General features: G+C 61.1%; 14 protein-coding genes. All 14 read right to left on the bottom strand.

Annotated features, from left to right (window positions below; translation table 11 throughout):
* Positions 1-8: 8 nt before the first annotated feature.
* Positions 9-1112: a dihydropteroate synthase gene (folP, locus tag HYPMC_RS04710; RefSeq protein ID WP_024275513.1), complete on the bottom strand. Its 1104-nt coding sequence runs from the start codon at positions 1110-1112 to the stop codon at positions 9-11.
* Between the two features lie 98 nt (positions 1113-1210).
* On the bottom strand, positions 1211-3163 hold the full coding sequence (ftsH, locus tag HYPMC_RS04705) for an ATP-dependent zinc metalloprotease FtsH (RefSeq protein WP_013946659.1): 1953 nt from the start codon (positions 3161-3163) through the stop codon (positions 1211-1213).
* 114 nt (positions 3164-3277) lie between these two features.
* Positions 3278-4654, bottom strand: a complete 1377-nt coding sequence (gene tilS, locus HYPMC_RS04700) for a tRNA lysidine(34) synthetase TilS (protein ID WP_013946658.1) — start codon at positions 4652-4654, stop codon at positions 3278-3280.
* A gap of 48 nt (positions 4655-4702) precedes the next feature.
* The gene (ybgF, locus tag HYPMC_RS04695; protein ID WP_013946657.1) at positions 4703-5752 is read right to left on the bottom strand and encodes a tol-pal system protein YbgF; all 1050 of its coding nucleotides are present in this window, start codon (positions 5750-5752) and stop codon (positions 4703-4705) included.
* Positions 5753-5899: 147 nt separating this feature from the next.
* Positions 5900-6631 carry an OmpA family protein gene (locus tag HYPMC_RS04690; protein ID WP_371199590.1) on the bottom strand — a complete coding sequence of 244 codons (732 nt, stop codon included), beginning with the start codon at positions 6629-6631 and terminating at the stop codon, positions 5900-5902.
* 288 nt (positions 6632-6919) lie between these two features.
* Positions 6920-7432 (bottom strand): peptidoglycan-associated lipoprotein Pal, encoded by a 513-nt coding sequence (gene pal / locus HYPMC_RS04685; protein ID WP_013946655.1) that lies wholly within the window; start codon positions 7430-7432, stop codon positions 6920-6922.
* 455 nt (positions 7433-7887) lie between these two features.
* Positions 7888-8013, bottom strand: a complete 126-nt coding sequence (locus HYPMC_RS24860; protein WP_256380101.1) for a hypothetical protein — start codon at positions 8011-8013, stop codon at positions 7888-7890.
* A 35-nt stretch (positions 8014-8048) separates the two neighbouring features.
* Positions 8049-8183 (bottom strand): hypothetical protein, encoded by a 135-nt coding sequence (locus tag HYPMC_RS24855; protein WP_256380100.1) that lies wholly within the window; start codon positions 8181-8183, stop codon positions 8049-8051.
* 256 nt (positions 8184-8439) lie between these two features.
* Positions 8440-9786: a Tol-Pal system beta propeller repeat protein TolB gene (gene tolB / locus HYPMC_RS04680; protein WP_013946654.1), complete on the bottom strand. Its 1347-nt coding sequence runs from the start codon at positions 9784-9786 to the stop codon at positions 8440-8442.
* Between the two features lie 86 nt (positions 9787-9872).
* Positions 9873-11084, bottom strand: coding sequence for a cell envelope integrity protein TolA (gene tolA / locus HYPMC_RS04675; protein ID WP_013946653.1), 1212 nt, complete (start codon positions 11082-11084; stop codon positions 9873-9875).
* 208 nt (positions 11085-11292) lie between these two features.
* Positions 11293-11745 (bottom strand): protein TolR, encoded by a 453-nt coding sequence (tolR, locus tag HYPMC_RS04670; protein ID WP_013946652.1) that lies wholly within the window; start codon positions 11743-11745, stop codon positions 11293-11295.
* Positions 11746-11748: 3 nt separating this feature from the next.
* A complete protein-coding gene (gene tolQ, locus HYPMC_RS04665; protein WP_024275511.1) occupies positions 11749-12465 on the bottom strand; it encodes a protein TolQ in 717 nt (238 codons plus the stop codon).
* 385 nt (positions 12466-12850) lie between these two features.
* Positions 12851-13342, bottom strand: coding sequence for a YbgC/FadM family acyl-CoA thioesterase (locus tag HYPMC_RS04660; protein WP_013946648.1), 492 nt, complete (start codon positions 13340-13342; stop codon positions 12851-12853).
* Complete coding sequence (locus tag HYPMC_RS04655; RefSeq protein WP_013946647.1) at positions 13339-14289, bottom strand: metallophosphoesterase; 951 nt, start codon at positions 14287-14289, stop codon at positions 13339-13341. The genes HYPMC_RS04660 and HYPMC_RS04655 overlap by 4 nt, the downstream gene beginning before the upstream one ends.
* Between the last annotated feature and the right edge of the window lie 76 nt (positions 14290-14365).

The following is a 14365-nucleotide window of genomic DNA, read 5'->3' as shown; positions in this document are numbered from 1 at the left end:
CGTTCAGTTCAGTCCAGTCCTTTCTCCGTTCCTGCCGAGCACGCCCGCCAGACCTCGACGGCCTGCTTCGTTTCCGCCACGTCGTGCACGCGAACCATCTGAACGCCTGCCGCAACCCCGGCGATGGCGCAGGCCAGAGAACCCGGCACCCGGTTCTTGGCACCATCCACGTTGCAGAGCTGACCGATCATCTTCTTACGGCTCGCGCCGAGAAGCAGCGGCACGCCGAGCCCATGATAGAGCGACAACCCCGCCATCACCGCCACGTTGTGATGCAGATGCTTGCCGAAGCCGATGCCCGGATCGGCGACGATTTTCGACTTCGGAATCCCGGCCGCGATGCACGCCTGCACGCGGCTTTCCAGATAATCAAACACGTCGAGCACGACATCGTCGTACTGAGGATTGTCGTTCATCGTCTTCGGATCACCTTGCGCGTGCATGACGATGACCGGCAGCCCCGTCTCGGCAGCAACCTCCAGCGCGTCCGGTTCGTGCGTGAAGGCGGAGACGTCATTCAGAATATCAGCTCCCGCCGCCGCCGCGCGCTTCATGACCTCAGACTTGCGCGTATCGACCGAAATGACGGCATCGGTCTTTGCCCGCAGCCCTTCGATCACCGGAATGACGCGTCGTAACTCTTCTTCGACAGCGACATAGTCAGCCTGCGGTCGCGTGCTCTCGCCGCCGATATCGAGAATGTCGGCACCCTGTTCGATCAAACGCAGACCGTGCTCGACTGCATCGCGCGTCGAAGCAAACTCGCCGCCATCGGAAAAGCTGTCGGGCGTGACATTCACGATGCCCATGATGCGCGGCCGGTCGAGCGACATACCGGCAAGCCGCGCCCTCGGTTCCGAAAGCTCCTGCAGAATATCGGCAGCAGCCAGCGCTTCCCGCCCCCAATCGCCGCTGAAGGCATCACCGAGCACGACCGTTCGCCGTTTGGTGTTAGGCGAGCTACGCGTCAGCACGTCGAGCGCAGCAAACGACAGGCGTCCGCCTGCCAGCGGCAGACCCTTCCACTGGGCCACGTCGGCTTCGTCGACGGCGCGCCGCTCGCTCCGGTCCCAGAAGATGGCGGTGGGTTGCAGATAGATTGAGCGTCTCATTCCGGTGTGTGCCTGCCCGTGCGCGTAACTCATGAAAAAGCGGCCGCGAAACAATCGCGGCCGCCTGGAAATTATTGGCCGACCATCGACCTCGCCACTTACTGCGGCTGAGGCTCAGGTCCGATGTCGATGCCGCCCTGCGGTTCTCCGCGCGGACGCGGCGGCTGACGACCGGCTGAAGGAACAGCCGAACCGGCAGGCCCCTTCGTACCGTCATCATCCGTGGGACGAGAGATCTTCTCGCCGCGCATGATCGTCTGGCACTCATCGCCCGAGATCGTCTCGTATTCCATCAGCGCCTGCGCCATCAGCTCCAGTTCGCCCTTGTGCTTCGTCAACACTTCCCAAGCGGTGGTCTGGCCCGTGGTCACGATGCGGCGAACCTCTTCGTCGATGAGCTTTGCGGTCTCATCGCTCATGTTCTTCTGCTGCGTGATCGAATGGCCGAGGAACACTTCCTGCTGGTTCTCGGAATAGAGCAGGGGCCCGAGCTTCTCGCTCATACCCCACTCCGTCACCATCTTCTTGGCAATGTTCGTCGCTTGGCTGATGTCGCTCGACGCGCCGGTGTTCAAATGCTCACGGCCATAGATCAACTGCTCGGCGACACGGCCGCCGAAGGCCATCGCGATCTTGCCCTCGCACCACTGCTTCGAATAGCTGAGGCGATCGCGCTCCGGCAAACTCATCGTTACGCCCAGCGCCCGGCCGCGCGGAATGATCGTCACCTTATGCAGCGGATCGTTGCCTGGCACGACGAGGTTGACGATGGCGTGACCGGCTTCGTGATAGGCGGTCGCGAGCTTTTCTTCCTCGGTCATGGCCATGGTTTTGCGCTCGGCGCCCATCATGACCTTGTCTTTGGAATCTTCGAATTCGGCCTGCGTTACGAGCCTCTTGTTACGGCGCGCAGCAAGCAAGGCCGCCTCGTTGACGAGGTTCGCGAGATCAGCGCCGGAGAAACCGGGCGTACCGCGCGCAATCACCTTCGGATCGACGTCAGGAGCCAGCGGCACCTTCTTCATGTGCACGCGAAGGATCTTCTCGCGGCCCATGACATCCGGGTTCGGCACGACGATCTGCCGGTCGAAACGGCCCGGACGCAGCAAAGCTGGATCGAGCACGTCGGGACGGTTCGTCGCCGCGATGATGATGATGCCTTCGTTGGCCTCGAAGCCGTCCATCTCAACCAGCAACTGGTTGAGCGTCTGCTCGCGTTCGTCGTTACCGCCGCCAAGACCGGCGCCACGATGGCGACCGACGGCGTCGATTTCGTCGATGAAGATAATGCACGGCGCATTCTTCTTCGCCTGCTCGAACATATCGCGGACGCGGCTCGCGCCGACGCCGACGAACATCTCGACGAAGTCGGAGCCTGAGATCGTGAAGAACGGCACGTTGGCTTCACCGGCGACGGCACGCGCGATCAGGGTCTTACCGGTGCCGGGAGGACCGACGAGCAGACAGCCGCGCGGAATGCGTCCGCCGAGGCGCTGGAACTTCTGCGGATCGCGCAGAAACTCGACGATTTCCTCAAGATCGGCCTTCGCCTCGTCGACGCCGGCCACGTCTTCGAACGTGACGCGCCCGTGGCGCTCCGTCAAAAGCTTAGCGCGTGACTTGCCGAAGCCCATGGCTCGACCGGAGCCGGACTGCATCTGACGCATGAAAAAGATCCACACGCCGATGAGCAACAGCATCGGGAACCAGCTCAGAAGAATGCTCGTAATCGATTGCACTTCATCCTCGGCAGGTCGCGCTTTGAATTTTACACCCTTCTCGCGCAAAAGCTTTACGAGGTTGGGGTCTTCCGGGGCGTAAGTCGAGAACGAAATGTCTCCGCTGCTCGCATCGCGCTTCGTACCCGTGATCCGATTACCTGCAATCACGGCTTCGGTTACGTTACCCTTATCGACGGCATCAAGAAATTCGGAATATTGAATTTCGTTGGTCCGGCGCGTCGTGCTCGGATTGCTGACGAGATTGTAGAGGGCAAGCAACAGGACGAACAGTGCCGCCCAAATCGCAAGTTTCTGATAATTCGGGTTCATATTTTTCCTTGATGGTGCCACCGGCACCAAATCGGCGCGTGCTCGGCGGCACTGCTGCCCCCAAAGTTAGACCCTAACATAGGTGCCAGCGTAACGCCGCACAAGTTCGGGCATTTACCAACCTTTGGCCTCCGACCGTACGGCCAATTCCTTAAGATCTGGCAGCGGCAACCAGGGGCTGATCTCGTATGCCTTGGGATCGAGCGGCGCTGCATCGAATAACGCAAATGGGGCAAGAGAAGGGGCCGCAAGGAAGCTGTCCCCGATCCAAAATGACGGCAGCGCCTGTGCCGCACGTGTCGGCGGCCGCCGGGTCGGCGCAAGCCGCAGTACGATGGCCGCATAGCCCTTTTCGCCCAAAGGCTTAACCGTGACGGCATCGGCCATATCGGCCTGATCCGGCGCAAACCGCACGACGAAACGCTGATCCCAGACGGTCGCCTCACCGACGCACAGCGTAATCTCGGCCTGTCCGAGCCGCCCAACCTCACGCCAGACACGCACGAAGCGCGGGCCGCTCGAAACCACCGCCCCCCCGAGTGTTGCCGCTGAGGCGGCATCGCGTTGCATACGCGCCACCAAGTCCTCAACCTCGAAAAGTTGCGGTGACGGACTTGCACCGCCATATCGCGCGATAAGCTGCGCGAGAACTTTCTGTCGCAGGAATGCCGGGCCAGCCTCGAATGCCCGACGATCGAGCTTCGCGAAAACGTCGTTGCCGTAAGACAGATCAAGCGAGGCCACGAAGTGCGCTTCGGCGTAGGCCAACGCCTCGCGAGCTTCGCCCAGGCGCCGGGCGGACGTTGCAATGGCCTCGGACGACAGACCGGCCTCTTCCATCTGCTCCAGCGTCGAGCGAACGCGCGCCCGCTCATAGCGCCGGTCGCGGTTCGTCGGATCTTCGGCATAGGTGATGCCGCGCAGAGCGACTGTCGCCAATAGCCGCGCTTTCGGAAAAGCCAACAGCGGCCGCATCAGCACGATCGGCGCGCCATCGCGCAACGGCCGTTCGCCACGCATGCTGGCAAGACCATCCAGTCCCGCCCCGCGCGCAAGCCGCATCGCAAACGTCTCTGCCTGATCGTCACGATGATGCGCCGTGACGATTGCGATGTTGGCCGCAGCAATCGTTTTCGCATGCGCTTCGAGCAGACGATAGCGCGCCTCCCGTGCGGCGGCTGACAGACCCGAGGTCGGCTTTTCTCCGTCCCAACTCAGAATAGCGTGCGGCAAACCGAGGCGCCGCGCCTCGACAGCCACCATCTCCGCTTCGTGGCGCGACCGGGCGCGCAGACCATGATCGACAGTGGCGACGGAGACGTTTGGCTTTAGCCCTTCGAAACGGGCACGCCATTCAGCCGCGAGCGCCATCAACGCCATGCTGTCCGGACCGCCGGACACCGCAAGCACGACATGATCGAAACGCGCGAGCACCGCCAACGCGGCATCCGCTTCGACAGTGCTGATCGGCGATTGCAAATCTCTACGCACGGGCAAACTCTCAGCCGGCAAACGCCCTAAAGGCCGGCGAACACAGATTTATTGGCAGCCGATCCGCTGACGCTCGCTCTGCGCCCGGCCTTTGACGCTCTGCGGGGCGGTCGGAAATTTCGCGGCGAGCTCCGAGAACGATGAGCAAGCTGCCTCTTTCTGACCCAGCCTGTCCAGCGACATCGCGAGCTTCAACAGACTGTCGGGCGCCTTACCGCTTTGCCCATAAGTCTGATACCCCTTGAGAAACGCGCCGGCTGCCGCCTTGTATTGACCGCGCACGAAATACGTCTCGCCGAGCCAGTATTGGGCGTTCCCGGCGAGCGAGTCGTTGGGATACTTCTTCAGAAAATCATTGAAGGACGCTTCCGCCGAGCCGTAATCGCGCTGCAGCAGATAGCCATACGCCGTCTCGTAGGCCTGCTTGGGATCGCCTGACGCTTCGCTTGCGGGCGGCAAGGCCGCCGTCGCAACGCCCGCGCCGGGTGGAGACGACCAGCCGTTCGCCTGCCCTTGCTGATCCTGCTTGTTCAGAAGCCCGCCGATGGCATCGTTGCCGCCATTCCCCGGCGAAACGGTCGTCGAGCCGAAACCTGGAATAGCCGCAGACTCGGCTTGCGGCGTTCCGTTGCCACTCCCGAGCGAAGCCGTGTCAGGTCCGCCCGGAAGGTCGGTTCGATGTTGCACACCGCCCTGGGCTTGAATCTGTTCTGTGAGTTGCTGAACCTGTGCCGTCAACGCCCGGACCTGCGTTTCGAGGCTTTCGATCCGCGCGGTATCAGCACCGCTTCCGGCCGATGGGAAGGGTTGCGATGCAGCCCCGCCACCACCGCCGCCGTTCTTGGCGAGTGTTTCCAAAGTCCCGACGACGACCTGCATATCGACAAGCTGCTCTTCCAGGGCATCGACGCGTGCTTTGAGAGCCGAGTCAGGAGAAGCATTCGCCGCCGCGCCGCCCTTCGTCCCGCGCGCATCGTTCGCCTGCGCCATGGCCGGGCGAGACAAAAGCGGACCGGACGAGAGAGCCATAACCGCAATCAAGGCGACGGCCTGAAAGGCGCCCATGCCAGTGCTGTAGATTTGCGCAAGCTTGGCCATGCCCGGCTGTGCCCCTCGGATCAGTTGATGCGACACGCGCCGGAACAGGATTCTCCCGCCAGCCGGCTGCGGGAGCTTACCCCAGGTGTTCCCGCGCCTCCACCTACGCCGGGTCGCAGTCCGCCATCAACCACCTTTCCCAACAACCTATTGAGAAATCTGATCGCCCGAATCGCGCAATTGCCGGCTTGCCGTTCCGGACGTGGAATTTGCCAATCCGGGATGCTGCGCACCGGCTTGCCAGCCGGAATAGACGTGCCAGTAGTTGATCAGAACCTCGGCATTGCGATTCTGCGCCCGGCAAAGGGCGTTGTCGCAGATTGCGACCTGGTCCAGATCTCCGGCGGCTTTGATCTCTATGCGATTCAGCGGCAGACCAGCCGCGACGAGACGATCGCGAACTGCCTGCGCCCGTTGCAGCGACAGGTCGCGGGCCGCCTTGCTGTTGCCCTCGCCGTCGGCCCGGCCGATGACCATGATGGACAGATCCGGTCGCACATTTAGCCAGCGCGCCTGCTGCTCGATAAGGCTGCGCGCGCGTCCGCCAAGTGCGGCACTGTTCTCAGCAAAAAAGACGCGATCGCCAACATCCAGCAGGAAAGCATGCCGATATTCCGACGTCCGTTCGGCCTCATCGGCTTTCAGCCGTTGCCGCGATTCCGGATCGAGTTCGCCACGCTCAAGCGCGGCGAGCGCTCGCTTGGCGCGCGACGCGGCAGCCGTGCCGGGATATTCGTCGATAACGCGATTAAGGAGCCGGCGGCCCGAATCCTCTGCACGGTCGGACAAGGCATCCAGACCATCTTCGAGAAGTTCGGCTGCCCGAATGCCATCAGGATCACTGTCTTGCGCGCCGACATGCGATGCCAAGGCGCCCATCAAGCCCAGGACGCAACAAATCACGCCAGCCGCAACAATTGAAGTCCGCGAAATCCGCATTGAATAAGGGCGCCGCAACTAAAAATAACGTGGCGTCCTTATGCGAGGCTAATTGGGCCAAACTTTGCTGATAGCAAATGGCCTTAAAGGTTTGTTAACATGTTGCCGAATTGAACCACCCGGCAACCCCTATCGAACAAGCCCCCTCAAGCATCGACCCGGTAGGAACGAGCAGGTGGCGGCGGGCGAAACGACGCCCAGCCGATGCCTCGGTGTTGATGCCCAGCGCTAACGCTGGCTGACGACGCCGCCGCTGTTGAGCACGGTCTGCGCGCGCCGGTTCTGCGACCAGCAGGAAATATCGTTGCAAACCGCAACCGGACGCTCCTTGCCGTACGAGATCGTACGGATGCGGGCGCCGTTGATACCATGCTGCGAAAGGAAATTGCGCACGGCCGTCGCGCGGCGCGCACCGAGCGCGATGTTGTATTCGCGCGTACCGCGTTCGTCGGCGTGACCTTCGATCGTGATCGTGTACTGCGGGTACTGCTGCAGCCATTGCGATTGCTTCACGAGCGTCTGCTGCGCTTCCGGCGTCAGATCGACCGAGTCGGTCGAGAAGTAGACGATATCGCCGACATTCTGGGTGAAGTCGCGCTGCGAACCGGGTGTTGCATTGCCATACTTGCTGGCGAGCGAGTCGGGCTGCATGTCTTTGTTGGCACATGCGCCGAGCGTCGCGGCAAGAATCGAAACGGCGGCAAGGCGCAGGCCCAAGCTCCGCGCAAACGTGGCCATCATTCCGCTAATCCCCTTCGTATCGATCTCGTCCCTTGCGCGAGTCGCACCGCGTACCGTCCGCCAAGAGATAGTGTTTGTCCCTTATGCCGATAGCGGAGCGTTCAGCCGAAAATATGGCCGATTCCGCGGCGGTAGCTCCCCGATCCGTCGTATTTCGAACTGGCAATCTGGGCTTTCCGCAGCAGCCTCTCACCGGATCTATTACCATCGGGTTTAGAGGTGTGTGTGCGACTAATTTGAATTACGACCACTTTTCTTTGTGTTTTCCCGGAATTATTGCGCGAGAGCACCAAAGAACTTGAGACTCACTTGTTCTGATCTTTTGTCAGCACAATGAGGATGCCTGGAACGACAGGCCTAAAAAGCTCAAGACCGAGTTGTTGACGGAAACCCGCCCACAACTCGGTCTTGAAGATCAATAATGAAAAACGCAGTACTAAGAAGTCAGGGTGCGCTTAGTGCGCAACCTGCTCCGAAGCGACGGGCCCGCCAAGTTTCAGCGGCGTCGTTTCTGCTTCACGGCGGCAAGCACCGAGAGCAACAGCAACCAAAACTGTAGCGAGAACGATTGCGCTCTTCATTGTAGTCTCCTTAAAGTTCCTGATTACGCGCTAAATTAGCGAGCAACCGAGTCGCTGGCGACCGGGCCGCCAAGCTTCAGAGGAACATGCTCAGCTTCGCGACGGCAAGCGCCGAGAGCGATAGCCGCAACAACTGCTGACAAAAGGATCAGCCCCTTCACACCCTGCATGGTCATATCTCCTGATACGATTCCGGCAAAAGCCGTACTCTGGGGTACCGGGAGGGCGGTCTTGGATCAAGAACGGAGGCGCCAAATCCCAAGTTTTCCAACCCCATAGATGCGAAAATGCAACGGGCGTTAGTGGGCAAAAGTCAACACTTTTTCCAGCGGCGTTAAGATACGCAACCAATTGGTATCGCGTATCTTTTCGAGTCCTTTTTCCATCGCCGTTAATATTTGTGGCGACGCATTCGTAAACGGGATCTTAATTCAGCAGCGGCGACCACGCTGGGTCGGATGCAAACGAGGGCGTCTTCACTTCGCGCTCGTTGTAGCCGGTGATGTCGACCGAATAGATTCGAGGTCCACCCGACTCGCCGTTGCTGACATCACGGAAGAACATCAGCACCCGGCCGTTGGGCGCCCAGGTCGGCCCCTCGTTGTGGAAGCCCGACGTCAATTGCCGCTCGCCTGAACCGTCCGGTTTCATCACGCCGATGATGAACTGGCCGCCCGCCTGCTTGGTGAAGGCGATATAGTCGCCACGCGGCGACCAGACCGGCGTCGAATAGGTGCCATCGCCTCCAGAGATCGGATGCTGGTTGGAGCCATCCGAATTCATGACCCAGAGCTGCTGCCGGCCGCCGCGATCGCTTTCGAACACGATCTGACTGCCGTCGGGCGAATAGCTGGGGCTGGTGTCGATGCCGTTCGACTGGGTGAGTCGCCGCGGCTGCCGCGACCTCAGATCCATCTCGTAGATGTCGGAGCCGCCGTCCGGTCGGCCGAGACTCATGATCACGCGCTGGCCGTCGGGCGAGAATCGCGGCGCGAACGTCATGTTCGGAAAATCGCCGACCAGTTCCCGCTGTCCGGTCTCAAGGTTCATGATGAAAACCTTGGGCTGGCCATCGGCCATGTAGGCCATGTAGGTGATTTCCTGGTTCGTCGGCGAGAACCGCGGCGTCAGCACGAGTTCGTTGCCTTGCGTCAGCAAGCGGACATTGGCGCCGTCCTGATCCATGATCGCGAGCCGCTTGATGCGGCGTTCCTTCGGTCCCGTCTCGTCGACAAAGACGATTCGCGTATCGAAGTAGCCTTTTTCGCCCGTCAGGCGTTCGTAGATGCTGTCGGCGATCATATGACCGATGCGGCGCCAGTTTCGGGACGCCGTTGAGAATCGCTGCCCCGTGAGCTGCTTTCCGCCTGCCACGTCCCAGACCCGGAATTCGGCGCCGACTCGCCCGTCGCCGCTGTTGACGACGCGCCCCACGACCAGGGCGTCGGCCTGGATCGACCTCCAGTCGTTGAAACGTGGCAGCGCGTTGACGTCGCGCACCTGCTCCAGAAAAGACCCGTGATCGAGCGGCCGGAACAAACCTGAATTCCCAAGGTCTGCTTCGACCACGCCGGAGATTTGCTGCGCGAGTTGCTGATCGTCGCCAAGAAATGTCGGGATTGCGATCGGGATCGGCGCGATCGTGCCTTCCGTCTGCGTACCTTTGAGCTGCGCCATGGCGGGCGTCGTCGCCAACCCTGGAGCGAGCCCTATGGTGGCAGCGACGAACGTAGCGACAGAAAACAGCCGTTTCAGGCGGACTTTCAGAATCATTCAGGCTCTCTCATGCGTCACTGCCGGCAAACCGGGAGTTCAAAGATTGTCTCGCTTCGCGGTCGATTGAAGCAACTTTTAGGCGTTTACAACATTTGTCGCGGATCGAAAGTCCAGTCGATGACCTTCCAGCCCCCTTCGTACTTGTCCGGCGGCAGATGGAAAGGCGCACAGGTCCGGACGGCCCGGAGCGCCGCCTCGGCATAGACCTGCCCCGCCGTCGTGTTCGGTGCCGACGTCACCTGCGGCTCGCCTGCGAGTGTGCCGTCGGGATTGAGTTCCCAATGCAGCGCGACGACCGGCACTTCCTCGCCGCCGCCCGTTCCCGGCGGCCGCCAGCAGCCGTTGAGCTGTTGTTTCAGCATGCCCTTAAGCAGATCCTGCTCGCGCGCCGAAAGCACCGTATCGGTGCCCGTCGCCGTACCGGCTTCCTTGCCCGTGTCGAACGCGTCGTTCTTCGAGCCAGATGCCTGCTGACCCTTCTTCCGCTTGTCCTTGTCGAGCAACGCTTTCGGCGTCGCGTCGTCCGGCGACTTGTCCAGTAACGCGGCAATCTTGCTCGGATCGAACTGCTTCTTGGCAGCCTCGGCCTTCTTGCGCGCCTCTTCCTGCCGCTTCTTCTTCAGTGCAGCGAGCTTCTTTTTCTTTGCCTCTTCCGCAGCCTTCTTCTTGGCTTCGGCGAGCGCTTTTTTCTTCGCTTCCTCGGCCGCTTTCTTCTTGGCTTCCTCTTCGGCCTTTTTCTTTGCCTCTTCTTCGGCTTTCTTTTTAGCTTCTTCCTCGGCCTTCTTTTTCGCCGCTTCTGCGGCCTGTTTTTCTTCTTCAGCCTTCTTTTCTTCAGGCGTCGGACCAGGCTCGGGCGGCGGAGGCGGCGTGTTCGCAGCCGGAGGCGGCGGCGTCTCCTGCAGCTTCTTCGCGATCGGATCGGGCTCGGACTTCGATGCCTCGGGCGGAGGTGGAGGCGGCGGAGGCTCGGCAGCGTCCGGCGGTTCGGGCTCCGGAGGCGGCTCCGTTTTCGCGACCTGCTCCTCGGCCGGGGGCGGCGGAGGGGGCGGCGCATTCGCGGGCTTTTGCGTATCGTTCTTGCTGTCGTCCGGCGTCGGCTTGTCGTTCGCCTTCGTTTCGAGATGTTTGGCGTCTTCGCTGCCCTGCTTCAGGCGCAGGAATTCCGACGGCGTGATGAGTTCAGCCGAAATCGCAGGCGTGTCCGGGGTCAGCGGCGGCGAGGAATGCAAGCCGTAAAGTGCCCACCCGAGAAGGGCGGCATGAAAAAGAAGGGACAGAACAAGTCCGAAGGGCACGGTTCAGCACCCACAATCAACATAAGGCGGCGCGTCCGGCCGCCGATACTCACCAAACTGCGGCCCAAGTAGCGGTCCGAACTGCGACGGGAACCGGCCGCAGACCGAAGCCTTCGCTGCCGACAGGCCTCGCGACGAACCGGTCTTGAGAGGGCGCTGACGCGCATCCATGTTCGTCATACGTATCGTCCTTTAGCGATTACGGGCGCTAAGTGCCTCCCTTCTCCCCGTTGAGAACGAACGACAACTTCTTGAAGCCGCCCTGATTGATGCGGCTCATGACTTCCATCACCGTACCGTAGTTCACACCCTTGTCGCCGCGCACGAAGATCGTCTCGTCGTAGCCGTTCTGCGCGATGGCCTTGAGCTTCGTCGCCAGATCATCGAGCGGAACCTGCGAATCGCCGATGTAAACATCGCCGTTGGCCTTCACCGTGACCGCCAGCGGATCTTTCTTCGGCGTCGGAATTTGCTGCCCCTTGGCTTCCGGCAGATTGACGTCGATGCCGGTCTGCAGCAGCGGCGCGGCGACCATGAAAATGATGAGCAGCACGAGCATCACGTCGACCATCGGCGTGACGTTGATCTCGCTCATCGGCATATGCTTGCCGCGACGCCGACCGCGTCCACCGCCTCCGCCCGCCTTGACGCTCATTCCCATCGGCTAAGCCCTCACGTCGATCTGCCGCGATACGATCGCTGCAAATTCATCCGAAAATGCATAGAGACGCTGCGAGATCGCAGCCGAATCCGCCGAGAACTTGTTGTAGAAAATAACGGCAGGAATAGCGGCCATCAGGCCGAGGGCGGTTGCAAAAAGCGCTTCCGCGATACCCGGCGCCACAACCGACAGCGACGTATTCTTGGAAACCGCGATCGACTGGAAGCTCGTCATGATGCCCCAGACCGTGCCGAACAGACCCACGAACGGCGCCGTCGAGCCGACCGTCGCAAGGAAAAGCAGGCGTCGATCGAGCCGTTCCATCTCACGGCTGATCGTAACGTCCATCACCTTCTCGACGCGAAGCTGAATGCCGCCGAGTGCGCGAATGTTGCCTTCGACGGAGCGCTTCCACTCCCGCATGGCCGCCACGAACAGAGCCGCCATCGTGATCGTCCGCCCACGCGACAGATTGGTGTAGAGCTCGTCGAGCGACTGGCCAGACCAGAAAAGCTGCTCGAAACGATCGCTTTCGACGCGCGCTTTGCGGAACGCCAGAAGCTTTTCGAAAATGATCGCCCAAGACCAGATAGAGGCGAGCCCCAGCCCGCCCATGATGAGCTGCACCACGATGCTTGCGTGCAGAAAAAGTTCGAGAAAGGAAAAACCACCCGCTGAGACCGGTGCAACGGCGCTTTGGGCGACATCCGCGGGATTCATTTCACCATCCATGTCGTAGAACTGCGATACCCGTGCGCAATCGCACGAGCCGTGGAATTCCGGTAGCACCGGGACACGCTCAAGGCGAACCCAATGATATGAGACGCGCCGAGCATCGGCCCGTTGAAGAAAGCGTATGACGGCCTAATGACGTCCACCCCGGCAGCAAGCGCCCCCGCCCCATGCGCATTTGGAGCGGAGAGCTTTTGCCGCCCAATATGACCAAACGAGGGCTTACTACAGCCCATGACATCGCCGCATCCGCCCGTTTATCCACGAAAATTGCGGCCGTTGGCCTCAGGCGGAGCCAAGATAAGCCACTCAAGGTGCTCAATCCGTGTCTGACAGCAATCGGCCGACGTCTGCCTATCCCAGATGCAGGCCCTTAGGATGCCGAGCTTTTCGCGCCTTCCGCGTAGGCGGCAAAAGCTTCCCGCACAGCTCCGCTGAGACGCAGCGGTTTCCCCGAAATCGCAACGAGCACCACGATGACGTCCGCGGACACGAGACGCACGCCGTCGCGGCTGATCGTCTGCTCAAGCGTGACGCTTGCCCCACCCAGCTCTTTCACGCGGGTCTCGACCTCCAGGAGATCGTCCATCCGTCCAGGGCGCGCGTAGTCGAACGTCATCCGCCTCACGACGAACGCCGCCGGCTCGCCACTGTCGGAGCCGTCGATTAAGCGGCGCGCGTCGGTGCCAAGCAACCGCAGAAAATCCGTGCGTCCACGTTCGGCATAGCGCACGAACGATGCGTGATAGACGACGCCGCCTGCGTCAGTGTCCTCGAAATAAACCCGGACCGGTAGAATGTGCCGCTGGCCGTTCGCATCATTGATGATGCGGCCCGCGATATCCGGCCATTGCTCGACGCTCAAACTTCGCCTCCGTTTGCCCCGCCGAGGTCTGCGACCACGATTTCCGGCGGAGATCCGATCCGGATCGGCAGCGACGAGCAACCGAGGCCGCCCGAAACGATGAGATGCCGCCCATCCTCAACGATATGCCCGTAGACATAGCGCGACCCATAGATCGACGGAACGACCGGCGCATATCCTAAAATGCGCACCTGACCGCCATGCGTGTGGCCGGCAAATGTCAGCGACACGCGCTTTGAAACGTCTGGAAAGATATCGGGTTCATGCACCATCAGAATGACCGGCGCATCGTCCTTGATTGCGCGCATGGTCGCCGGAAGATCATCGACGCCCGCATAGCTCAATCCGCTATCCCGGCTCGGCACCACCTCGTCGCTTTCAACTTTGGGCGGTTTGAAAGCCCACTGATCGCCGAGCCCCGCAATCCAGAACGGATGCCCGTCTTTCTCCAGCCGAATGGCAGTGTTTTCGTAAACCGGAATACCGACGGCTTTCAGCGCCAGTCCCGCCGGCGTCGGACCTGCGCGGCGTTTTTGAACCTCTGCCGACTGCCACCAATCGTGATTGCCGAGAATCGCATGCACGCCATAAGGCGCCTTCAACTTCGCCAGCTCAGAAGCCCACGCTTCGTTGCTGACCGCGCCTGAGTAGCTGCCGAGTTGCAAGCCGACGACAAAATCGCCGAGCATCAGGATGGCGTCCGGATTAAGCGCATTTGTCTGCGCCACGATGCGTTCGAGCCGCTCGGTCGACATCCACGGATCGCAGACATGCAGATCGGCCAGAACCGCCAGACGCAACGTCAGTCCCGGCGTCCAGTTCGGCGGCGTAAATGCGTAGGTCGTGACATGCTCGCGGAAGGCTTCGGCGACGGCATAACCACTGAGCGCCGTCGAGCCGACGCCTGCGACGCCCGTCATCTTCAGCAGATCGCGGCGGCTAATCACTGCAAATCCCTCTTAAGTCTTCAGATTTGAAAGCCGAGCACCGACATTCGACGGCAAATGCTGTTCAAACCATGAA

This window comes from Hyphomicrobium sp. MC1, from assembly GCF_000253295.1.
Taxonomy (GTDB): Bacteria; Pseudomonadota; Alphaproteobacteria; order Rhizobiales; family Hyphomicrobiaceae; genus Hyphomicrobium_B.
Note: the sequence above shows the minus strand (reverse complement) of the source record. Positions and strands in the feature narration are given on the sequence as shown.

Coding starts and splice junctions, on each gene's coding strand:
- HYPMC_RS04690 (WP_371199590.1), bottom strand. CDS start 6,631: ATGGGCGCCTTGGCATCGCATGTCGGCGCGCAAGACAGTGATCCTGAT.
- HYPMC_RS24860 (WP_256380101.1), bottom strand. CDS start 8,013: ATGAAGAGCGCAATCGTTCTCGCTACAGTTTTGGTTGCTGTTGCTCTC.
- ybgF (WP_013946657.1), bottom strand. CDS start 5,752: ATGGCCAAGCTTGCGCAAATCTACAGCACTGGCATGGGCGCCTTTCAG.
- pal (WP_013946655.1), bottom strand. CDS start 7,432: ATGATGGCCACGTTTGCGCGGAGCTTGGGCCTGCGCCTTGCCGCCGTT.
- folP (WP_024275513.1), bottom strand. CDS start 1,112: ATGAGACGCTCAATCTATCTGCAACCCACCGCCATCTTCTGGGACCGG.
- tolR (WP_013946652.1), bottom strand. CDS start 11,745: ATGGGAATGAGCGTCAAGGCGGGCGGAGGCGGTGGACGCGGTCGGCGT.
- HYPMC_RS24855 (WP_256380100.1), bottom strand. CDS start 8,183: ATGCAGGGTGTGAAGGGGCTGATCCTTTTGTCAGCAGTTGTTGCGGCT.
- tolQ (WP_024275511.1), bottom strand. CDS start 12,465: ATGAATCCCGCGGATGTCGCCCAAAGCGCCGTTGCACCGGTCTCAGCG.
- tolB (WP_013946654.1), bottom strand. CDS start 9,786: ATGATTCTGAAAGTCCGCCTGAAACGGCTGTTTTCTGTCGCTACGTTC.
- ftsH (WP_013946659.1), bottom strand. CDS start 3,163: ATGAACCCGAATTATCAGAAACTTGCGATTTGGGCGGCACTGTTCGTC.